Origin of the sequence: Pseudomonas koreensis (assembly GCF_025447595.1) — a bacterium.
In the GTDB taxonomy this organism is placed as follows: Bacteria; Pseudomonadota; Gammaproteobacteria; order Pseudomonadales; family Pseudomonadaceae; genus Aquipseudomonas; species Aquipseudomonas koreensis_H.
Genome location: NZ_JAOEJU010000028.1, coordinates 17,612 through 39,573, shown reverse-complemented (window position 1 = coordinate 39,573; position 21,962 = coordinate 17,612). Strand labels below are relative to the sequence as shown.

19 protein-coding genes are annotated in these 21,962 nt (G+C 61.6%); 2 read left to right on the top strand and 17 right to left on the bottom strand.

Annotation, left to right across the window (positions count from 1 at the left end; all coding sequences use genetic code 11):
* Positions 1-91: 91 nt before the first annotated feature.
* On the top strand, positions 92-898 hold the full coding sequence (locus tag N8H71_RS25300; RefSeq protein WP_262196093.1) for a class I SAM-dependent methyltransferase: 807 nt from the start codon (positions 92-94) through the stop codon (positions 896-898).
* Positions 899-1,043: 145 nt separating this feature from the next.
* Here N8H71_RS25300 and N8H71_RS25295 read toward each other — a convergent pair whose 3' ends face one another.
* The 17 genes from N8H71_RS25295 to N8H71_RS25215 form a co-directional block, all read right to left on the bottom strand.
* Positions 1,044-1,736 carry an N-acetyltransferase gene (locus N8H71_RS25295; protein WP_179695632.1) on the bottom strand — a complete coding sequence of 231 codons (693 nt, stop codon included), beginning with the start codon at positions 1,734-1,736 and terminating at the stop codon, positions 1,044-1,046.
* A 117-nt stretch (positions 1,737-1,853) separates the two neighbouring features.
* Positions 1,854-2,642 (bottom strand): ChbG/HpnK family deacetylase, encoded by a 789-nt coding sequence (locus N8H71_RS25290; protein WP_262196092.1) that lies wholly within the window; start codon positions 2,640-2,642, stop codon positions 1,854-1,856.
* Positions 2,614-3,801, bottom strand: a complete 1,188-nt coding sequence (locus N8H71_RS25285; RefSeq protein WP_262196091.1) for a GNAT family N-acetyltransferase — start codon at positions 3,799-3,801, stop codon at positions 2,614-2,616. The genes N8H71_RS25290 and N8H71_RS25285 overlap by 29 nt, the downstream gene beginning before the upstream one ends.
* A gap of 4 nt (positions 3,802-3,805) precedes the next feature.
* Entirely contained in the window at positions 3,806-4,495 is a 690-nt protein-coding gene (locus N8H71_RS25280) for a GNAT family N-acetyltransferase (protein ID WP_262196090.1), read from the bottom strand.
* A gap of 68 nt (positions 4,496-4,563) precedes the next feature.
* A complete protein-coding gene (locus N8H71_RS25275; RefSeq protein ID WP_262196089.1) occupies positions 4,564-6,483 on the bottom strand; it encodes a hypothetical protein in 1,920 nt (639 codons plus the stop codon).
* Positions 6,480-7,799 (bottom strand): lipopolysaccharide biosynthesis protein, encoded by a 1,320-nt coding sequence (locus N8H71_RS25270; RefSeq protein WP_262196088.1) that lies wholly within the window; start codon positions 7,797-7,799, stop codon positions 6,480-6,482. The genes N8H71_RS25275 and N8H71_RS25270 overlap by 4 nt, the downstream gene beginning before the upstream one ends.
* Complete coding sequence (locus N8H71_RS25265) at positions 7,796-8,797, bottom strand: polysaccharide deacetylase family protein (RefSeq protein ID WP_262196087.1); 1,002 nt, start codon at positions 8,795-8,797, stop codon at positions 7,796-7,798. Before N8H71_RS25265 ends, N8H71_RS25270 begins: the two co-directional genes overlap by 4 nt.
* 13 nt (positions 8,798-8,810) lie before the next feature.
* Positions 8,811-9,947 (bottom strand): glycosyltransferase, encoded by a 1,137-nt coding sequence (locus N8H71_RS25260; protein WP_262196086.1) that lies wholly within the window; start codon positions 9,945-9,947, stop codon positions 8,811-8,813.
* Entirely contained in the window at positions 9,940-10,908 is a 969-nt protein-coding gene (locus N8H71_RS25255; protein WP_262196085.1) for a glycosyltransferase, read from the bottom strand. The genes N8H71_RS25260 and N8H71_RS25255 overlap by 8 nt, the downstream gene beginning before the upstream one ends.
* The gene (locus N8H71_RS25250; RefSeq protein WP_262196084.1) at positions 10,905-12,275 is read right to left on the bottom strand and encodes an O-antigen ligase family protein; all 1,371 of its coding nucleotides are present in this window, start codon (positions 12,273-12,275) and stop codon (positions 10,905-10,907) included. Before N8H71_RS25250 ends, N8H71_RS25255 begins: the two co-directional genes overlap by 4 nt.
* Positions 12,272-13,324: a glycosyltransferase family 4 protein gene (locus N8H71_RS25245; RefSeq protein ID WP_431768323.1), complete on the bottom strand. Its 1,053-nt coding sequence runs from the start codon at positions 13,322-13,324 to the stop codon at positions 12,272-12,274. Before N8H71_RS25245 ends, N8H71_RS25250 begins: the two co-directional genes overlap by 4 nt.
* A gap of 35 nt (positions 13,325-13,359) precedes the next feature.
* Positions 13,360-14,952: a GumC family protein gene (locus N8H71_RS25240; RefSeq protein ID WP_262196082.1), complete on the bottom strand. Its 1,593-nt coding sequence runs from the start codon at positions 14,950-14,952 to the stop codon at positions 13,360-13,362.
* 17 nt (positions 14,953-14,969) lie between these two features.
* Positions 14,970-15,995, bottom strand: a complete 1,026-nt coding sequence (locus N8H71_RS25235; RefSeq protein ID WP_085686217.1) for a polysaccharide biosynthesis/export family protein — start codon at positions 15,993-15,995, stop codon at positions 14,970-14,972.
* Positions 15,996-16,016: 21 nt separating this feature from the next.
* Positions 16,017-16,664: a CpsD/CapB family tyrosine-protein kinase gene (locus N8H71_RS25230; RefSeq protein WP_262196081.1), complete on the bottom strand. Its 648-nt coding sequence runs from the start codon at positions 16,662-16,664 to the stop codon at positions 16,017-16,019.
* Entirely contained in the window at positions 16,664-17,410 is a 747-nt protein-coding gene (locus N8H71_RS25225; RefSeq protein ID WP_262196080.1) for a sugar transferase, read from the bottom strand. Before N8H71_RS25225 ends, N8H71_RS25230 begins: the two co-directional genes overlap by 1 nt.
* A gap of 18 nt (positions 17,411-17,428) precedes the next feature.
* Complete coding sequence (locus N8H71_RS25220) at positions 17,429-18,466, bottom strand: NAD-dependent epimerase (protein WP_262196079.1); 1,038 nt, start codon at positions 18,464-18,466, stop codon at positions 17,429-17,431.
* Complete coding sequence (locus tag N8H71_RS25215) at positions 18,463-19,815, bottom strand: UDP-glucose dehydrogenase family protein (protein WP_262196078.1); 1,353 nt, start codon at positions 19,813-19,815, stop codon at positions 18,463-18,465. Before N8H71_RS25215 ends, N8H71_RS25220 begins: the two co-directional genes overlap by 4 nt.
* A 393-nt stretch (positions 19,816-20,208) precedes the next feature.
* Between N8H71_RS25215 and N8H71_RS25210 the strand changes: the two genes are divergently transcribed.
* On the top strand, positions 20,209-21,906 hold the full coding sequence (locus tag N8H71_RS25210; protein WP_262196077.1) for a sulfatase-like hydrolase/transferase: 1,698 nt from the start codon (positions 20,209-20,211) through the stop codon (positions 21,904-21,906).
* The last annotated feature ends 56 nt before the right edge of the window (positions 21,907-21,962 follow it).

The following is a 21,962-nucleotide window of genomic DNA, read 5'->3' as shown; positions in this document are numbered from 1 at the left end:
AGTTTGCCGGCTTACAAGTTCGCAACAACCTGTAACGCGAGGCTGAACTAGACTCGGGCCGCTCAATCAAGAGCATCGCCCGGAGTGCGCCATGGAAGTGCCAAACAATAAAAATGCCGTCGAGAGCAATCGTCAGGCGTGGAACGATTCCGCCCGCCATCACCAGGACTCACCCGACTGGCAGGCTTTGCTGACCGAGGTCATGCAGGCTGACTTTTCCTGCCTCGACGACACCCTTCGCGGCTTGCTCGAAGAGGTCGGTGTCGATGGCAAAAACGTTGTGCAGCTGTGTTGCAACAATGGCCGCGAAAGCCTGTCACTGTTTGCTCTCGGCGCGCGGCAAGTGGTCGGTATCGATCAGTCGAGCGCGTTTCTCGAACAGGCCCGCGAACTGAACAAGCGTTCGCCGCACAACGCCGAATTTATCGAGGCCGATATTCATCATTTGCCTGAATCGCTGCGCGCCCGTTTCGACGTCGCGCTGATCACCATCGGTGTCTTTGGCTGGATGCCCGACATCGGCGAATTCTTGCGCCACGTCGCCTCGGTCCTCAAACCGGGCGGACAACTGGTGATTTACGAAACCCACCCGTTCCTGGAAATGGTCGACCCCGAGGCCGTGGACCCGTTTCGCCTCGCCACCTCATATTTCCGCGAAGAACCGTTCGTGCAGGAAGAACCGATCGTTTACGTCGGCAAGGTCGAACAGCCGGCGGCCAAGTCCTACTGGTTCGTGCACACCCTGGGTGCGATCTTCACCGCCGCCATCGAGGCCGGCCTGAACATCACGCACTTCAAGGAATACCCGCACTCGAACCGGGAAGACGTGTATGACCAGTACCAGAACCGCGAGGCGCAGATGCCGATGTGTTTTACGTTGATAGTCATTAAAAGCTGAAGTTCTGGCGAACCGGTGTGTTGAGCTTACGGGCCCCTTCGCGAGCAAGCTCGCTCCCACAGTGTTTTAGTTCACCGAAAATTACTGTGGGAGCGAGCTTGCTCGCGAAAGCGGTAAAGAGAACGCCGCAAATCTCAAAACTGGATCAAGCCTGCGCAGCCGCCGTCACTACCGGTCGTCCCGGTTTGCGCAGCGGGTCCAGGCGTGAGCCTTCGTAGCGGGTTTCGCGGAAGAAGCGCCATTTGCCGAACAGGCAATAGACGTGCATGACTCGGCCCTGTTCGTGGTAGCCCATGCGGATGTGCAGTTTCAGCGCCGGGATGTTGTGGGTTTCGCAGACGTCCACCACCTTGTTGCAACCTTGGGCGGCCATGGCTTCCCAGAGGGCGACCTGGACGTCCACCGACAGGCTGCTGCCGAAGTAGGCGCGGGTCATTTCGCCGCCGAACTCGAAGAACTCGCCGGGTTTGACCGGGAAGGTGCAGCCGTAATAGTGGCGGTCGTGGTAGTCGCGAATGCTGCCCCAGATAAACCCGACCGCATGGCCGTCGGCGTCCAGGTACATGTGCCCGGTGTGGCCCTCGTTGGCCAGCTCGGCCATGGTCTCCACGCGGTCACCGAAATGCTTGGCGAACGCGCCGGCATTCTCTGCGGTGATGTCGACTTTGCGCAGGCCGTCGTAGGGGCGCAGCTTGTGCGGCGGTACCGGGCTGACCAGGTCGCGCTCCATCCACAACAGCTCCCAATGGAAGAACACGTAGCGTTTCCACAACGTGCCGAAGGTGCGGCCCAGGCCTTTTTGCTTGATACGTTCGCGCAGCTTTTCAATGACGCTCATGATGCCCTCCGTGGCCGAAGCCCGGGTGTTGTGGATGACGCTTTTGTGGGTATAGATCACCCCTGCAAGTCCATGTCAAAGCGCCAGCTTTGAAAGTATTGCAAGTTGTGTAACGGTTCAGAGTGCCGCAGCACCGCGTAGAAAATCCTTGTTCAGATCGGCATAGCAAACCCGGGGAACGCCCGCCAGCCGCTGCTCTAGTACGCGGCTCAGGGACTCTCCGGGTTGCAGATAGGCATCACCGAAATCATCCCCGAGCTGGTTCGGATGGGCGACGATTTCCAGCACGCCGTCGGTCGGCGCGGGAGCGTTGCGCAGGTCGACCGGCGTGCAGACGTAATCCGCCGTGGCTCCGGCCAGATCTTGCAACCGACGGTTGAGCAAACCTTTGAACATGCGTTTGGGCAGGCTGAGGTTTTGCCCCAGGTTGCGCGCCAGGCGCACGGGCACTCCTTGATGGGCGGCGAAGCGGGCGACGATCTCGCCGATCGGCCAGATGTTGTGCACGTGCTGATGTGAATCCAGGTGGCTGGGACGCACGCCGTGATCGACGCAGCGCTGCCATTGCGCCTGCAATTCTTCCTGTACCGCCTCGCGATCTTCACGGCCCAGCCACAGGCTGTGGCGCGGCAGGTTTAGGTCGAACACACCGTGGCTGTCGCAGAAGGTGCGACGCTCGAGAATGGCCCGGCTCAAGGGCCTGCCGTAGGTCAGGTTGAAGTGCAGGCCGATCCGGTCCTTCAGCAACGGCAGCCGGGCCATGGCGCAGGCCGCTTCGAACGCCGGCATGTTGGCCATGGCGGTGGCGGAACTGATGACCCCGGCCTGGAACGCACCGAGGATCACCGCGTTTTCGTTCGGACTGAGGCCGAAATCGTCAGCGTTGACTATGACTTGGCGAGGCATGTTCGCCCTCCTTGGTGGGGTTGATCACAGGTGTCGCAATGACCGCCGCCTTGGCCGCCGCACGCTTCGCCCGCCACTGTTGCAAAGCAGGTTTGAGACGGTGCCAGACGCGCAGCCCGAGTCCCAGCAACAGACCGCTCGGGCGCCACGAGTAGAAGCTCCAGCGCCAGTGCTCCAGTTGCCCGGTCATGCGTTCGTGCAGTTGATGGCTGGAGTTTTCCAGGCTGACCCGCGAGGCATCGATCCAGCGCCAGTTGTCGTCCAGCCCCCAGCGAATCCATTCCTCCAGCAACACCCGACCGCTGCCCAGATCGGCGTATTGCGGCAGGAAGGCGAGGTTGTAATCGTAGAGCCGACCCTGTTCGAACAGGCCGAGCCGATAGCTGATGCAACGTCCGTCCAGCTCCAGCATCACGACGCGGACCCGGCCCGAAGCGGCGAGGGCGGTGAAGGCGTTTTCCATGCAGCGGCGGCTGCGCTCGCTGGCAAAGATCCCGACGCCTTCGTCACCTTTCCAGCTCACTGCTTCGACTTCGCTGATGGCCTGCAGCAACGGGCCCATGGTGACTGCATCGGGAATGATCCGCCGGACCTCGGCGCCACACGCGGCAATCCGTTTACGTGCCCGGCGCAGTTTGTAGCGCGGGTCACCCGAGACTTCCTGGCGGTCGGCGTCGCTGATCAGGTGCACCGGCACCCGACAGCTCAAGCGACGTTCGCCGGTGGAGCTGTGGGCCATCCATTCGGTGAGCACGCTTTCGTCGCCGACCGGCTCGTTGATTTCGTTGAGTTGCAGCAGGGCGTGGGGCACTCGCTGGCGAATCAGCCGCAGGGCCTGGCGCATACTTTCGGCGTCCAGAACCGATAACAACGCCAGGCGATCGGCCAGCGGATAACCCAGGTGATGCACCACTCGAAACGGCAAACCGAAAAACCGTTCACGGCTCGCCACCAGTGGCAGGCACAGGCGCAATTCGTCTGCTTCCCAACCCAGCAATACGTGCAGCCGCTCGTGCGCATCGAGCGCCTGCTCTGCCGCACACAGCCAGTCGAGGCTGTTGAACGGCGTGTGATCCGTCACCCGCAGGCGCAGCGCTTCATAGGCCGCCGCCGGGAAGTCAGGTGCGCACAACGAGGTGCGCCATTCGAATTGCGCCATAGGCTCAGGTCACCGCTGCTGTAACAGGTGGACGGGAAGGTTTGCGCAGCGCATCCAGGCGCGAGCCGCTGTAGCGGGTTTCGCGGTAGAAGCGCCAGCGGCCGAACAACTCATACACATTCATGATCCGGCCCTGTTCGGTATAGCCCATGCGCAGGTGCAGCTTGAGTGCCGGGATGTTGTGGAACTCGCAGACGTCCACGACTTTGTCGCAGCCCTGGGCGGCCATGGCTTTCCACAGTTCCAGTTGCAGGTCTACCGACAGTTCGGTGCCCCAATAGGCGCGGGTCAGTTCACCGCCGAACTCGAAGAACTCGCCGGGTTTCACCGGAAACTCGCAACCGTAGTAATGCCGGTCGAAATAGTTGTGCGGACAGCCCCAGATGAAGGCCACCGCGTCGCCTTGGTCGTCCAGATGCATGTGCCCGGTGTGATCTTCCCGGGCCAGTTCGGCCATGGTGACGACGCGGTCACCGAAGTAACGGGCGAAGGCGCTGGCGTTGTCCGGGGTGATTTTCACCACCCGCAGTGCCGGGTAGGGCTTGAGGCTGTGGGGCGGCACCGGACTGACCAGATCGCGCTCCATCCACAGCAGTTCCTGATGGGAAAAAATGTAGTGTTTCCACACCTTGGCCAGCGTGGCCCGCAGGCCTTTCTGCTTGATGTGGGCGCTGAGTTTTTGCAGGACATTCATGCTGTTCACTCCTGATGACGATGTATCGCGCGGCACGAAGACTGCGCGGCCAAACATCAAAAGGGCGGTCATGAAGCGCTCCAGCTCAGGGCAAACAGGGTCTGTCCCGGGAGTTCGAAACGCACTCGACCGTCCTGGCAGTGAAAAGGTGCGTCGCGGCTGCGATTGTCCGCGCCGAAGTAGCGCAGGGCGCCGTTGTTCAACGGGCATTTGGCGCCCGCCAGATCGACACGTTGCAAGCGCGTGCCTTTGTTTACACCGAGCAGCCCGCGCTGATCGTCGCTGGCCATCGCCAGCACATCGACTTCGAACGCGTCGTTCTCCAGCCACAGCACGTTGTGCAGCCAGTGCTGCTGGATGAACTGCTGGGCCAGGCCCACGGGTTTCAATTCGAAACGGTCATCGCCCAGCACCCGCAACATGCCTTTGGGATATTGCGGCTCATCGGCGGCCTGGAACCAGTTGAGCATGGTCAGCAAGCCGTCCTGGGAGGCGTTGATCACCACCGAGGCCCACCACAGCGAAGTGAAATGGGTTTCCTGATCGTACGGGCTCAGGCTCGAGCCGCTGGACAGGTTAGTCTGGTCCAGCAGCAAGGCCTTGCGCGGCTGGCCCTTGGCGTCGAGGCCGACCAGATCGGCAGCGCGGCGCACACTGTCGCGGTAGACGCGAGTGGCGAGCAGGTCGCGAATCATCCATTCGTGCCAGGCCAGCGCATCGACCTGATCGGGGGACTCATTCAGCAGGCGCCGGGCCCAGTCGATCCCCCGCTTGTTCGCTGCGTTGTCGGCGAACGGGCCGTTGACCAATCGCGAACTGGCCGGCATCGCGATGCGCACGCCGGCCCTGGCATTCGCGGGATCGTTGCGCACCTGCCGGGCCATGCTGGTGAAGATCGAACGATATTGCTCGTAACTCGAATAATTCAGGTTGGGCTCGTCAGCGAACCCGATGTAGTGCGTGCCTTTGCCGCCCAGCGCACGGGTGCCGGCCAGCCAGGCGTCGAGGCCGCTGTTGCTTTGCACGTCGGCGCGCAGATCGGCCTGACGCTGGCTGCCGGCGAGCAAGGTGATGTCCTGACGAATGCCGAAACGGTCCTGATAGACCTGACGAAACGCATCTTCGAAGTGGGGTTTTCTCGCCGTTACGTCGACAAAACTGTAGAAACTGGCGGCCGTCGGTTTTAGCGCATCGAGCAGCGGATGACTAGCCGGCGGCGGCATCACATAGGGCAGCGCGATGCCCAGATCCGGGGTGCGGCCGAGGACTTTGTCGTGCAGGGTCAGGCGCGTCTGGCCGTCGTCTTCGTGCAGCGGTTTGAGCTGTTGCGGGGTCTGTGCGAACAGATTGGCCGTGCCGTCGAGCCAGAACGCCGCTTTGCCGCTGCCTTGCAGTCGCAGGCGCCAGATCTGCTCGCGCTCGCTGACCGGCAACGCCACCTGATCGAACTGCCAATAGGCGTGATAGGGTTTCAGCGCCAATGTCAGGGGCTGTCCGTCACCGACCCGCTGCGCTTGCAGGGCGCTGACCCCGCCGTGGAACTTACCCGCCAATATCGCGTGCTCACCGGCGGCGACCTTGAAATACAGTTCATCGCCGTTACGGGTTTCCGCGCTGAAATGCACCTTGGCCGGGGCGAACAGGGCCACGATGTTTTCGTCGTGCTCGACCCGGTAACTGCGGAAGCTGTAGCCGGGGATTTCCAGCTGATAACTCGCGGCCCCCGGCGCCAATGGCCAGCTCTGACTGCCACGGGTTTCACTGGCCTTGATCAAGCGGTCGCCCTGCAATTGGCCCCGGCCGTCGAGCAGGAAAATGTGCTCTTCGTTGGCCTCTGCCTGCCACGCCGGCACCCAGCGCACGGTCACCGTGTCGGGGCGATCCGCCTGCAGGTACAGACTGCCGTCGCGAATGTCGCCCCAGCGCATCGACGCCGCGAAGACGTCCAGCGACAGGCCGAGACCGAACAGCAGGGCCAAGGCTTTCATGCGGATTTCCGTTGTAAAAAGCGGCGCTGCAACATCAGCCACATCGGCGTGAGGTCGCTGGGCACGATGATCAGGGTTTGCCAGAACGCCACGCCGCTCAACCGGCAGTACAACACCAGCATTGCCACGGTCACCGCCAGATAGGCAATCGACGAAGCCGCCGCCGCGCCGACGATGCCGTAGGCCGGGATCAGCAGTAGGTTCAGCGCAAGATTGAGCAGCGCGCCGATCCCCATCAGCAACGACACCGTGCCGGGGCGGTTCTTGCCGATCAGGTCCAGGCGCAGGATGCTTGCGTAACACAGGCCCAGCAGTCCCGGCAGCAACGCGAGCAGCGCCGGATACGCCGGTTGGTAGGCGACGCCGAACAGGGTGACGATCAGCCATTCGCCGATCACGGCCATGGTCAGGCAGGCACCGAGCATCACCGTAGCGGTCAGGCGCAGGGCCAGCGGCGTAACTTTGTCCATGCCTTCGTCCTGTTGCAGCAGGCGTTTCATCAGGGGTGTGGTCACCGCTTCCGGCACGATCAGCAGCAACTCGGCGGCGGCGCTGGCCATCGCGTAATGCCCGAGCGCAGTGCTGCCGAGCAGGGCGCCAATGAACAGGTAGTCGGAACGCAGGATCACCTGCTGGAACAGCAAGTCCGGGTGACTGCGCGCACTGAAGCGCAGCAGTTCGTTCTGGCTGGCGCGATCCCATTGCAGCTGCAACGGCTGCGCGCGTTTGAGCCACAGCCAGCCGACCAGCACCACCAGACTGATCCCGGCCAGCCAACTGATCAGTGCGGCTTCAAGCGCCGCTTCTTTCCACATCCAGAACAGTGCGAGAAACAGCAGCAGCGGCGCCAGGGATTCCACCAGCCGCAAGGCGTTGAACGCGACCACCCCGCCTGATGCATTGTGAAGGGTCAGCAGACCGCTTTTGAGAACGGTCAACGGCACCGCCAGCAACAACAGCCACGCCAGCAGACCGAGTTGCACGGTCACGTCCAGTTCACTGCCGAACTCGCGCACCAGCGCCACCACCAGCAAGGTCAACAAACTGGCGAGCAAGCAGCCGAACACCAGCACCTGAGCCAGCAACAACCCCATCGGCCGTTGCTTGGCCGCCTGATAACCGACCGCCGAATTCAAACCGCCGCTGGTGGCGGCGCTGATCAGATCGGGCAGAGTGCTGAGCAGGGCGAACAGGCCCCGTTCGCTGGGGCCGAGAATTCGCGCCAGCAGCACATTCCTCAGCAGGCGCAGGGCGATCATCGCCAGTTTGGTGCCCATGCTCAGCGCCAGATGCTTGAGGTAACTGCCTCGACTCATGGCCGCGCCCCGCGATAGATCCGCCACGACAGCAACTCCGGATTGCGCGCGGTGCGCTGGCTGACACCGAAGCGCGGCAGGTTCAGCGGATCACCGGTGCCGCGATAGATGCCGCTGCCAGTGCCGAGCGCGAAGGGGTAATCGTGATGGGCAATCTGTTCGCGCACGCGCTCATCGTTGTCACCGTTGGGGTAGCAATACACCGGCAGCGGGCGGTTGCAGCCATTGAACATGGCATCGCGGCTGCGGCTGATTTCTTCGCCCAGGCGCACATCGTCAAGGCCTGTGAGGATCGCGTGACTGGCGCCGTGGGGGCCGAAACGCACCAGGCCGGAAGACTCCATCGCCCGCACCTGATGCCAATCCAGTGCCTGAGGTTGCGACTCTTGCGGGCACTCGTCGGTCAGGCGTTCGAGCATCATCGGGTCAAGCGCTTTAAGCCCTTGCAGGTAATGCAACAGGGTCAGGCTGCGCCGATCCACGTCGATGTCGTCCAGCAACACCGGCACGGGATGGTGGATCGACTGCAAACATTCGATCAGGTGCATGCGCGGCTTTTCGCCGTGGCTGCCCCACAGGGTTTCACCGATGCTTTCCCACCAGAAACGCTGACGGCTGCCGATGAAATCGGTGGAGAGAAAAATGCTCGCCGGCACCTGATGTTTCTGTAGCAGCGGAAAGGCATTGGCGGCGTTGTCGCGCCAGCCGTCGTCGAACGTCAGCGCTACTTGTGGGCGCTCGGTGCGCAAGGCGTTGGGCTGGAGGATTTCCATCAGCGGCACGCAATCGAAATGCTTGCGCAGCCACACCAGCAGATGTTCGAAGGCCTTGGGGCCGACGCACAGTTCGTTGCGGTGCGGCAGGTCGGCGGCGCGGTCGTTGGACAGCACCCGGTGCAACATCAGGATCACGCCGGCGCCGTGTAACTGGTTTCGCCCCACGGACGAGTTGAGATAGAGCCAGCCGCTGGTGCGTTTTATCAGTTGTTTGATCGCCATGGCTCTGTCCCTCTCAACGGTTTTGGTCAGGGTTCCACTGGGCGTAACGCTGGCCGCGCAGGAACTGCCACAGGCCGATGCTCATGCCCGCCAGTGTCACCAGCAGGAATGCCGCAAGGCGGAACGGTTTGGGTAAGCGGTGTTGCGAATCCAGCAGGCCGGCAATCGCGATGGCGTAGCCGACCAATTGCGCGATCAGGCAAAGGCGATAGAAACCGTGGTCTTCCCACAGCCAGAAATTGCTCAGCAGCAGCGGTAGCAACAGGATCGGCGCCAGGCGGCGGATCAACTTGTGGCTGATCAACGCAATCGAGTACAGCCCATGCTTGAACGGATTGAGCAGTTCACTGCGCTGCGCCAGGCTTTGCAGCCCGCCGACGGTGACCCGCTGGCGACGGCGAAATTGCTTGTCCGCTTCGTCCACACCGTGGTCGATCACTTGCGCTTCGGGCACGTAGACAATGCGTTTGAATTTCACCGGGGCGCAGGTGCTGATGAAGAAATCGTCGTTGACCTCGGCCGGCACGTTCTCGAACAGTTCGCGGCGCAGGGCGAGCAGGGCGCCGTCGGCGGAGACCATGCAACCGGTGCGATTCTCGACCCGGCGCAACCAGCCTTCGTAGTGCCGATAAAGACTGTCGCCGATGCTCAAGCCGCCACCGGTGACCGGGATCACCATGTGCCCGGCGCAGGCGCCGACCTGCGGATCGCTCAGGGGCGCCAGCAGGTAGCCGAGGGTTTCGCGCGCCCATTGGTTGTCGGCATCGGTGAACACCAGAATGTCGCCCGTGGCCAAAGCCGCACCGGCGTTCAGCGTGGCAGCCTTGCCCTGGCGGGGCAGGTCGAGCACGGTGATGCGCGGGTCGACGACCTTGTGCGCGCAGGCCACCGTGTCGTCGGTGGAACCGTCGCTGGCCAGAATGATTTGCAGGGTCGCCGGCTGATAATCCTGGGACAGCAGCGAGCGCAGCTTGTGTTCGATATGCCGCGCTTCGTTGTGGGCGGCGATGACGACGCTGATGTTCAGCGGCGGTGCCGGGCTGTGGCGCCACGCCGGGAACAGCGGCGCGAGCAGCGTCAACAGCAGCGGGTAGCCGACATAGGCGTACACCGGCAGCAGCAGGCACATCCAGAAAATGAATTCAGCCACGGGCAGGCCTCCTGGCGTTCCAATGACACAGACTGAGAATGAACGCGGCACCGGCCAGGTGCAGACGCACCCAGTGCAGGCCCCACAATTGCAGGGTGAAGCCGAGGTCATGTTGGCGATGGCTCTGGCGCACACTGAGCACCAGCGCCGGGATCAGCGTCATGGTCACCATGATTGCCGCGTGGTGGGGGAAACCGTTGAGCAGCGCGGAAATCGCCAGCAGATCCAGGACCCACGCCACCAGCGACAGCAACGGGAAGCGCAGCAAGCGCAAGCTGAAACCGTGGGTGCGCAGCAATTGCAGGTGACTGCCCTGGCGCCACATTTCCTTGCCCATCCATTCGCGCCAGTTCATTTCATAGCCCCAGTGCAGCGCCACGCTTTCGTTGACCGCGAGCAACCGCGCACCCTGTTCACTCAGGCGCAGGGTGAATTCCTTGTCTTCGCCGGTGCGCAGGGTTTCATTGAAACCGCCGACCTTGTCGAACCAGCGCCGACGCAGCAGCAGGTTGGCGCTGGGCAGCCAGTCAACGATATGGGCGGCGTGGGTCGTCGGGCGCAACGTGCGGCGCTGCCACGCAGTGGCGTACCACGGCGCGGCGGCGGGGGTGTGCAGGTCGAGCCCGAACACATCGGCCTGGCCTTCGGCTTCGAGCGCGAACAATTGTGTGAGCCAGTCTTCGGGCATTTCGATGTCGGCGTCGATGAACGCCAGCCACTCCCCGGTGGCGATGGCCGTGCCGCGATTGCGCAGGGCGCCGATCAGCAGGCCCGGCATCACCAGCACGTGGGCGCCGAACTGCCGGGCGATCTGCGGGCCGTCGTCGCTGGAACCGTTGTCGACCACGATCAGCTCGCATTCGACATTCGCCGCGTGCGCGGCTTTCTGCGCGGCCAGCAGGGTGCGGCCAATGTGCCGGGCCTCATTGAACATCGGGATGACGATGCTGATCCGGCTCATGCTTTGGCCTCCGTCATTGGCGCCTGTTCGGCCTTCAGACGCAGGACGCTGGTCAGCGCGAGCATGATCCACAGGTACTTCTGGTTCGGTGCGCTGAGGAACATCAGGAACAGCGTCAGCGACAGGAAACTCACCCCGAGGTGGGTCATCAGATCCGCTTGTTGCCAGTTGCTCCGCAGCATCCACGCCTTGCGCGCACGCATCAGGTTGTACAGGCCCAGCGCGAGCATGCCGACGAACATCAGGCCGGCGGGAACCCCCAGTTCGCTGAAGATTTCCAGGTAGGTGTTGTGTGCCCGGCGATACAGGTCGCCGATCTTGCGGTTGGCGGAAAACGCCTTGGCGTAGCCGGTGGTGGCGTAGTGCAGCGGGAAGGTGCCGGGACCGGAGCCGAGCAGCGGGTTCTCGCGGATCATCTGACCGCCGACCACGATGTACGAGGCGCGACGGCCGAGGGATTCGTCATTGTGGCCTTTGGCGCCGGCGCTCAACACGCTGAGGGACTGGATACGGGCGATATAGCCCGCAGGCATCGCGTAGATCGCCAGCGGAATCACGATCGCCGCGCCGAGCATGGCAAAGCCGAGATGACGCGGACGAATCCGCGCCAGTTGCGCACGGTAGTGCCAGCAACCGATCACCAGACTCAAGGCCAGCACCACCAGCCCGGAGCGCGATTCGGTCTTGGTCATGCCGCCGAGCAACAGCAGGCAGCATCCGCCCCAGAACAGCCGATGCAGCAGGTTCGGGCTGCGAATTACCAGCAGCAGCCCCAGCGGAATGGCGAATGCGATCAGCAGGGCAAAGGCGTTGGGGTCTTCGAGCAGGCCGGCGGCGCGGCCCTGATCCTGGAATTTGGTGGAGAACATGGCCATGGCGCAGGTCGTGCTGACGGCCAGGGTCACCAGCCGGGCGAACAGGTCGAGGTTCAGCTCGCGGCCGATCAACAGGGTGATGACAAACAGAATCAGACCGACGCTGATTTCCCGCAGGTGACCGAGCGACATGCCCATGTCATCGGTGTTGAGCAGGCTCAGAAAGTACAGAGTCATAAAGGCGATCAGAAAGCGCCAGATATTGCTGCGCAGGCGATCCGAGGGAATCTGGTGCATCGCGAGTTGCAGCATCAGGATCACCGCCAGCGAAGCGCCGATCAGTTTGCTGCCCGACAACGAGCTGTCCTTGAAGAAACCCTCGAACGGCACCAGGGCGGCAATGCCGAGCAGGCCCCAGGTCGGTTTGCGGTACAACACCGCGAACCCCACCAGACCGAGTACTGCGCCCGGCGCGAGGTAGGGCCAGGGGCTGGCCAGCAGAGCGATGCAGACCAGGCCCAGCAGACTGACGATCGAGAGCGGGAAAATCATGCGCGTGCCTCCCGTGCCGTGCGGATGTACAGCTGCGACCAGCGTTCGGCCAGGGCCTTGAGGTCGTAGCGGTCCTGTTGCGTGCGTTTTGCGTTGTCGCGCAGTTGCCGCGCCAGGCCTGGCTCGGACAGCAACGTGTCGAGCTGGCGGGCGAGGGCGGCGCTATCGGTCGGGGCAGCGAGCAAACCGTTGTGGCGGTGCTCCAGCACATCGGGAATTCCGCCGACGCCGAATGCCACCACCGGCACCCCGGCCTGCATCGCTTCCAGCAGAATCATCGGTGTGCCTTCAGTGCGCGAGCTGATCACCAGCGCATCGAGTTGCTGCCACCAGTGACCCATGTCGGTCTGATAACCCGGCAAGCGGATGCGCTGCTGCAAACCGGCGGCGTCGATCCGTGCCTGCAAGTCTTCGCGTTCCGGGCCGTCGCCGAGCATCACCGCGTCGAGTTGCGGGTGTTGATGACACAGCGGAATCAGCGCGTCGAGAAACAGGTCCGGGCCTTTTTCACTGCTCAAACGCCCGACGTATCCGGCGAGCCAGCGTTGCCGGGGCGCATCGGAAAGCAGGGTGGCGACTGCCGGCAATCCGTTGGGGATCACCTGCAATTTTTCCGCGCGCACGCTGGCCTGACGGTGCAACACCGCGATGCTTTCAGCGACGCAGACCACCCGATCCACCGACGCCGTGCGGCACAGTTGCAGGCTCAGCCAGGTGTAGAACTTCTGCTTGCGGCTGCGCGGGGTAAAACCGTGTTGAGTGATCACCAGCGGCAGGCGCAACAGCGTGGCGCCGACCCAACCGAACAACAGCCCCTTGAAATTATGGGTGTTGATCAACGGACGTTCACCGCGCCGCTGACGCAAGTGCCGCAGCAGGGCAGCGAGCCCTGCGCAGCCTTGTGCATCGACGCCGGCCTCGCGAAAACGCGCAATCAGTTCCGGTGGCGCGTCGAGAAACAGCACCTGGTGCTGCCCCGGCGTCGCCAGGCAATGATCGAGCAACATCCGCTCGGCCCCGTAGAACCCGCCGCTGCTGAGCAAATGCATGATCGGCAGCGCGGCGTTCTGGGTAGAGGGCGTGTTCAATTGCGCACCCAGTGCACGAAGCTTGGTACGGTCCAGTTCTTGTGCGGATTGCTCGGCAGTGCATTTTGATCGTTGATCACCAGCAGCACCGGCAGGCCCAGCTCGTGGCTGATTTGCGCCGGGTGTTTGAAGCGGTGATCGAAGAACTCACGCACGTAGACCAGTGCAATCGCGAGTAACAGACCGGTGAACAGCCCGAACGGAATGATCAGCATCGGTTTCGGGAACGCCGCTTCAGTCGGCTCGAACGGTGGGCTCAATACCCGGGCGTTGGACAAGTCGTCGTTCAGCGAACGGGTGGTGCTGCTTTCGGCAAACCGCTGGGCGTAGGTCGAGAAAGCGGCGTGCAGCGCATCGATCTCGGTATCCATTTGCCGCAGCTTGCTCTGGGTCTGTTGCAGTTCGTGGATGCGTGCCTTGAACTCGGCGATGCGCGCGGTTTTCTGATCGATCACCTGCTGCACCACCGCCAGGTCGTTGGTGCGTTCCTGGATGCGGTTGCTCACCACTTTGAGGAACTGCTGGCGGGTACGGGCGATTTGTTCGCGGGTCAGCAGCATCGGCTCACTGCCGGGCTGGAACACGGCCAGATCGTTCATGTAGCGGCTGACCTGGGTGGTCAGTTGCTCGCCGAGCTGTTTGATTTCCCGGTCTTCAAACGCCACGTTGTCCACGGTGGTGGTGAAGGTGTAGGGAAAGGTGTAGTCATTGAGCTTGTTGTTGCTGGCGGCGGCCAGGCTGGTTTTCAGGTATTCCAGCCAGCGTTGGCTTTGCAGCAGGCGATCGCGATACAGGTTCAGTGCCTGCTCTTCGGTGTTGATCGCGTTGAGGCGGAAGGTGATTTCTTCTTTCGGATCGGACGCGCCGACACTTTCCAGCAAGGCTTGCCGGTTGCCTTCCAGTCCATCGAGGCGCACCTGGTACAGGTGTTTTTTCGATTCGTAGAACGACTGTGGCAAATCGATCGATTGCAGCGCCTGACGACTGACCAGATAGTTTTGCAGCAGGGCGGAAACGAAGGTCGTGCCTTGATGCGGATCGGGGAAGCTGTAGACGATCGAGATCACGTTGGAACCGGGCAGGGTCTCGATTTTCAGGCTGTCCATGGCTTGCTGGGTCAGTGCATCGAGCGCGGTGTCGCGCACCGGATCGGTCTCAAGCCCCAGCGTGTTGCGCACGGGGTTGATCACGTACTGACGCAGCGGCGAGCTGATGTAGCGCTTGAACGGCTCGCTCACCAGTTTGCTGAACATGCCGGGCGACGGAGTGTATTCGCCCTTGTCGCGCAGCTCGCTGATGGTCTGACGGATCAGCGCCGGCGAGCGCAGGATATTGCTCTCGGTTTCCATGTCCGCCAGCGACGGCGGAATGAAGGTGGCGTTATCCACGGTCAGCGACGTGGTGGCGTCGCCCTGGGAAAGTTTTTTCGACTGCACGATCACCTGGGCAGTGATATCGAAGCTCTGTTTGAGCAGCAGTGGCAGCACCAGCGCGATTACTGCAAAGATCAGGAAGACACGCTTCACCAGTTGCTTGTTGGCGAAGAAGATCCTGAAGAACTCATGCAGGTAGTTTTCCTTTGGATTCATGATCGGTCACCTGAGAGTCAGTTGTTGTTGCTGTCTTTGTTGTCGACGCGGTAGCCGAAGCTGAAACCCACACCCTGGAACAGCACCACGTCAGCCAGTTGCCGGGCGAGTTCGCCGGCGCTGGCCAGTTTGGTTTTCGGCACGTAGAGCATGTCGTCCGGTTGCAGGTAGGCGATTTGCGGCGCCTCGCCCGACAATGCTTTCTCGACGTCGTAACGCACGGCCTGCACCTGGTTGCCGTTACGGCGCATGATCACCACCGAATCCAGCCGTGCCTTGACGTTGGTGCCGCGCGCCAGAGTCAGCGCTTCAAGCACCGAGACCGGCCGGCGGATCGGGTAGGAGCCCGGCTGACCGACTTCGCCCAGCACATAGATTTCGTTGCCGGCGGTGGACTTGAGCAACACGTCTACGGTCATCCGCCCCGGCAGTTGCGCGTACTTCTTGTTGAGGAAGGTTTCCAGTTGGTTGACGGTCATGCCTTGCAGCGGCACGGCGCCGATTTCCGGGAAGCTCGCGTAGCCGTCGGTGCCGACAGTGATCTCGCGGCTCATGCCGGTGGCCGGATGGTTGAGGGCGTTTTTCAGGTTCTGCTCATTGGTCAGCGGGCTGATGATCTGCACCGTCAACTGATTGCGGTTGGGCTGGAACAGTTGTTTGCGCTGATAGGCGCGCTGGATTTCCTGGCGCGCTTCATCGCTGGTCAGCCCGGCGATCTTCACTGAGGTGTTGGCGCCCGGCAGCTCGATGGTGCCGTCCGGCAGCACCAGTTGATTGCCATTGAGCTGGCTGGCAGCGGTGAAGTTGAGACCGATCTGGTCACCCGACTGCACGCGGTAGGCGTCCGAGCCGCTGGTGCTGATGTGGAAGATCACATCCAGCACATCCTGCGGGCGCAGGGTCTGTTCGACCTTGGGCATGTCGGTGGCCTGAGCGTTGGCCGGGGTGGCGGTGAGGATATTCACCGGCATGTTTTGAGTGTCGGAGGTGCTTGAGCAACCTGCGAGCGGCAGCATCAGCAGAACCAGTATCTTGGCGTTCATGGCGTCATCCCTCGCGGTTGCTTACAGGTTTTTGTACAGCCATTTGGGCATGTAGTACTTGCGCCGGTTGAACACGCTGCCGACCACTTTCGCCCCGGCTTGGGTCAACCGCTGCACGGCCGCTTGCGCGACTTCCCAGCGGGTGTCTTCGGCCCGTACCACGAACACCACGCCATCGACCTGGGTGCTGATCACCAGCGTGTCGGCGGCCGAATACACCGCGTCGCCGTCGATCACCACGAAGCGGTACTGACTGCCCAACTGGTCGAGCAACGGGCTCAGGCGCTCGGCGGTCAGGTGTTCCATGGTGCGGATCGGCCGGCCGTTGGGCAGCACGTGGAATGGCAGGCTCGACACCTGCACCACGCAATCCTGCAACAGCGGCGGGTTGTCGGGGTTGAACAGCAGGTCGCGCAGGCCGCGCTCCTTGTTCAGGTTCAGTTGCTGCGTGAGGTTGGTCGCCGACTGGCTGGCGTCTACGTACAGCACCTGACCGCTGCTCATCTGCGCCAGTTGACTGGCCAGGGCCAGGGCGCTGGTGGTGGTGCCGGCGCCGGGGTTGGCGGCGGTCAGGAACAGGATCCGCAGATCCAGGTCCAGCACGGTCGAGGTCAGGTTCGACTCGCTGGGGCTGGCGATGCTCAGACTTTTGTTGGTTGAACCGTCCATTAGCTTGCTCCGTGGCCGCTGAATACTTTGAAAGGGGTTTTCAACAGGATCTTCAAATCAAGCAAAAGGCTCTGCTCGGCGATGTAGCTGAGGTCCAACTCAACGCGCTGGTCGAAGTCGATATTGCTGCGTCCGGAGATCTGCCACAGGCCGGTCATGCCGGGGTAGATCGCCAGGCGGGCGAGGTGACTGTCCTTGTAGCGGTAGGCGTTGAACGAGGTCGGGCGAGGGCCGACCAGGCGCATGTCGCCGGTCACTACGTTGATCAGATTGGGCAGTTCATCGAGGCTGGTACGCCGCAGGAATCCGCCGATCCCGGTGATCCTCGGATCCCGGTCGATCTTGAAGTCGATAGCGTCGGCACCGTGCTTGTTCAGGTGGCGCAACGACTCCTTGAGCTCTTCGGCGTTGGCGACCATGGTCCGGAACTTGTACATGCCGAATTTGCGCCCGCGATAACCGGTGCGTTTCTGCACGAACATCACCGGGCCTTTGCTGGTGAACTTGATGGCCAGCGCCAGACCGATCAGCAATGGTGAAAACACCAACAGAATCATCAGCGCGCCAAGGCAGGCCACCACCCGATTGGTGCGCGACAGTTGCCACGGGCGACCGCCGTCACGGCCGCTGAACCAGCCGCGACCCTGACGATGGATCGCCGCGTCGAGGCGCATTCGCTGTTCCGGATCCATGCGTTTATCACGCACCAATTGTTGGATCGGTACACCTTTCTCATGTCCAGTCATGGAGTCCTCCGCTGAGGTTCAGCCGCGAGCGGCGCGTGGGTGACAGGCAGTGGGGTAGTAGTCGCGGAACCAGGCGATGAATCGCCCCAGGCCCTCATCCAGCTCGATCCGGGGCTGGAACCCGGTGGCCTGGGCCAGGTCGCTGGCCTCGGCGCAGGTGTTGAGCACGTCGCCCGGTTGCAGCGGCAGCAACTCGACCACGGCTTTCTGGCCGAGGTGTTTTTCCAGCAGGGCGAGGTAGGTTTTCAGTTCCACCGGGTGCTGGCCGCCGATGTTGAACAAGCGCCACGGGGCCATGCTGCTGGCCGGGTCGGGCTGTTCGCGGTTCCACTGGGGATTGGCCCGTGGCGGTTGTTCGATCAGGCGCGCGATGCTTTCGATGATGTCGTCGATGTAGGTGAAGTCGCGCTGATGTTCGCCGTAGTTGAACAGTTTCAGTGGCGAGCCTTCGCTGATCGCCCGGGCGAACTGGATCGGCGACATGTCTGGCCGGCCCCAGGGCCCGTACACCGTGAAAAAGCGCAGGCCGGTGCAGGCGATGCCGAACAGGTGGCTGTAGCTGTGAGCCATCAGTTCGTTGGCTTTCTTGGTGGCGGCGTACAACGACAGTGGGTGATTGACGCCGTCCTGCACCGAATAGGGTGTGTGCTGGTTGGCGCCGTATACCGAACTCGATGAGGCGTAGATCAGGTGTTCGACCGGGTGCCGGCGGCAGCACTCCAGTACGTTCAGGAAACCGTCGAGATTACTGTCCAGATACGCCCGTGGATTCTCCAGCGAATAGCGCACGCCGGCCTGCGCCGCGAGGTGCACGACCACTTGTGGCCGTTCGCGCACGAACAGCGCTTGCAGAGCCGACGCGTCCGCCAGGTCAATCGTGGCGAGCTGGAAATCCCCCGTCTGTTCGCGCACCCAGTCCACGCGATCGCGCTTGAGTTGCGGATCGTAGTAGCCGTTGAAGTTGTCCAGGCCAATCACCTGATGCCCGTCGCGCACCAGTCGCAGCACGCAATGAGCACCAATGAACCCGGCTGCACCGGTGACGAGGATTTTCATGGCCGCAACCCGTCAGGCGCGATGTGGCGCAGACCGATGCCGCTGTAATGCAGGCCGGCGGCCGCCACTTGTTCCGGGTTGTAGAGATTGCGTCCGTCGATGATGACTTTCGAGCGCAGTTTGCTGGCCAGCAGCTCGAAATCCACCACGCGGAAATTCTTCCACTCGGTGCAGATCACCAGGGCGTCGGCGTCTTCCAGCGTGTCGTCGCGAGTGGCGCACAGGTGCAGGTCATTGCGGTAACCGTAAATGCGCCGGCATTCGGACATCGCTTCCGGATCGTAGGCTTGCACGCTGGCGCCTTCGGCCCACAGTGCATCCATCAAATAGCGGCTGGGGGCTTCGCGCATGTCATCAGTGTTGGGCTTGAACGCCAGGCCCCAGATCGCGATCGATTTGCCAGCCAGGCCTTGAGGGAACTGCGCCTTGAGCTTGCTGAACAGGATGTGCCGCTGGCTGTCGTTGACGTCGGTGACGCTGCGCAGCAGTTTCAGCGGCATGCCGTTGTGTTCGGCGGTGTGCAGCAGGGCGCGCAAATCTTTGGGAAAGCACGAACCACCGAAGCCGCAGCCGGGGTAGATAAAGTGATAGCCGATGCGCGGATCGGAGCCGATACCCTTGCGTACCGCTTCGATGTCGGCGCCGAGCAGTTCGGTGAGGTTGGCCAGCTCGTTCATGAAACTGATGCGGGTGGCGAGCATCGCGTTGGCCGCGTACTTGGTCAGCTCGGCGCTGCGGTTGTCCATGAACATCAGCTTTTCGTGGTTGCGGCAGAACGGCGCGTACAGCTCGCTCATCTGCTCGCGGGCCAGGTCGTCGCGGGTGCCGACGATGATCCGGTCCGGCCGCATGCAGTCGGCGAGGGCGCTGCCTTCCTTGAGAAATTCGGGGTTGGACACCAGACGCACCGCCAGGGCGCTTTTGCCGCGTCGCTGCAGTTCTTCTTCGGCGGTGTGCAGTACCTGATCCGCCGTGCCGACCGGCACCGTGGATTTGATGATCAGTGTGCGGTCGGCCTCCATGAAACTGGCGATCTGCCGGGCCACGTTGAGCACATGGCTGAGGTCGGCGGAGCCGTCTTCGTCGGCAGGCGTCCCCACGGCAATGAAGATCAGTTCGGCATGTTCCACCGCATCGCTCGCCTGGGTGCTGAATAACAAACGGCCCGATTTGATGTTCTCTTCCAAAGTTGCCGACAGGCCCGGTTCACTAATAGGTGGAACTGCCTGTTGTAATTGCTTGATCTTGTTTGGATCAATATCTACGCACATAACCCGATGTCCGACATCGGCAAGTGCTGCAGCTTGTATCAGGCCAACATAGCCCGTACCAAATACGCTCACGTCCATATTGGCGTGCCTCGTAAGACGGTGGTGGGAAGATCGAATTTGAACTGTCAAAAGGGGTATAGCGCAGAGTTGGAAAAGCATGTCAGCAAAATGACATGTTGCAGGTGTATAACACCCCCGTTTTTGGGGGCGAATGGCCATCAAGTGCTTGCTGTAGCTGGATTTGTCCCGTTCTTGACATGTTTTTCACATTAAAAAGAAAGCGACAAACGGTGGTAACCCTCGAAATCAAAGACTTCCGGTGATCAAGGTGTGTCAGGTTTGAGTCAATGTTTTTTTGACGCTTTTATGAAAAACCCGGCATTTCTTGCGCTTTGATGGCCCGATGCTAGTGTCAGAATTTGACCGACAAACTCTTGACCCTCCACGCTTCGCAAGCGTTCCGGAGTCGCCATGTTTCGATATCTGAAAGAACTGCTTTTAATTATTTATCTGCTGTTTTATTCCGATTATTACCTTGAGCGGTTAAATGCTATCGGGTTCGGTTTTTCTGTACTGCTTTTTGGCGCGATGTTTTTGGCGCTGACTTTCGCATTATTACTAACGGCTTATATACGTCAGACTTTCATTCGACACTTGTTCGCATTAGCGATGTTTATTTCGGCCGTGTTCTTCGATGTGTACACCAGAGTCACTGCCGATTATCTGACCTACAGCAGCTTCGTCTCGCTGGTGTATTCCGGCGGCTTCATCCAGGAGGCCGCGTATCAATACCGGGGAGCGATCATTCATGGACTGCTCAACGGGTTTTTGTTGCTGATCGGCATCGGCCTCAAACCCCGTCATTCGATTCCGGTGCCCAATGCCTTGCGCGTGGCGGCACCGTTTTGCGGCGTGCTGCTGCTCAGTGCCGTTTTGTTCGTGCGGGCCGGGGAGGGCGCGCGGGGTTTGCCGATCATGTACACGCCGCTGGCCTATCTGAACCTGTTCGGCTACGAAGCGCTGCACAACACCGTCGGCCCGCGTGAGCCGGTGACGCTGGCGCGCAACGGTCCGGCGGTCGGTCATGACATTGTGCTGATCATCGACGAGAGCATTTCCGGCAATTACCTGGACATCAATGCGCCGTTCGGCGTGCACAGCAACCTCAAACAAGCGCACCCAGGTGTCGAGATCTTCAACTACGGCTACGCGGCCTCCATCGCCAATTGCAGCGCCGACACCAATGTTACCTTGCGTTATGGCGGCACGCGCGCCGACTACATGCGCATCAACAGCACGCTGCCCTCGATCTGGCAGTACGCCAAAAAGGCCGGCATGCGCACGGTCTACATCGACGCCCAGCGCACCGGTGGCAACCTGCAGAACCTGATGAACGATGCCGAGAAAAAGGACATTGACGAATTCGTGCAATTCGACCAGACCAGCGTGCGCGACCGTGACATGGCCGCTGCCGCCAAGCTGATCGAACTGCTCAACGACGACAAGCCGGAGCTGGTGCTGATCAACAAGGTCGGCGCGCATTTTCCGGTGCACGACAAATACCCGGACGCTTTCATGGCCTACCGCCCGACCTTGCCGCGCGGGCAGTTCACGGAAGTTGCCGACACTGGCGAACGCACCGGTTTCAACGGCCAGCCGGATGACTGGATCCTGTATCGCAACGCCTACAAGAACACCGTGCTGTGGAATGTCGGCGAGTTCTTCTCCCGGGTATTTACCCAGGCCAATCTGAACAACGCGCTGCTGATCTACACCTCCGATCACGGCCAGGATTTGCACGAGCGTGGGAATCCGGGACTGAACACTCATTGTGGCGGCGATCCGGTGGAAGAAGAAGGGCTGGTGCCACTGGTGGTGATCCAGGGCGATCAGTTGCACACGCTCGACTGGTCGGCGCAACTGGCGGCGAACAAGGACCGCTCCAGTCACTACAACATCTTCCCGACCCTGTTGCAGTTGATGGGCTACGACCTGCCGGGAATCGAAGCGGTCTACGGCAAACCACTGAGCGTGGCGACGGCGGATGAGTTCACCTTCAACTACCGCTTCAATGCACGGCTGGGGGCCAAACCCGAATGGAAACACATCGACCTGAACAGTATCGTGACGCCGGGTGAAGCGCCGACGAGTGTGGCGGTGGGGCAGTGATTTATTGGTTGTCTTGGCTGGCCTCATCGCGAGCAGGCTCGCTCCCACATTTGGAA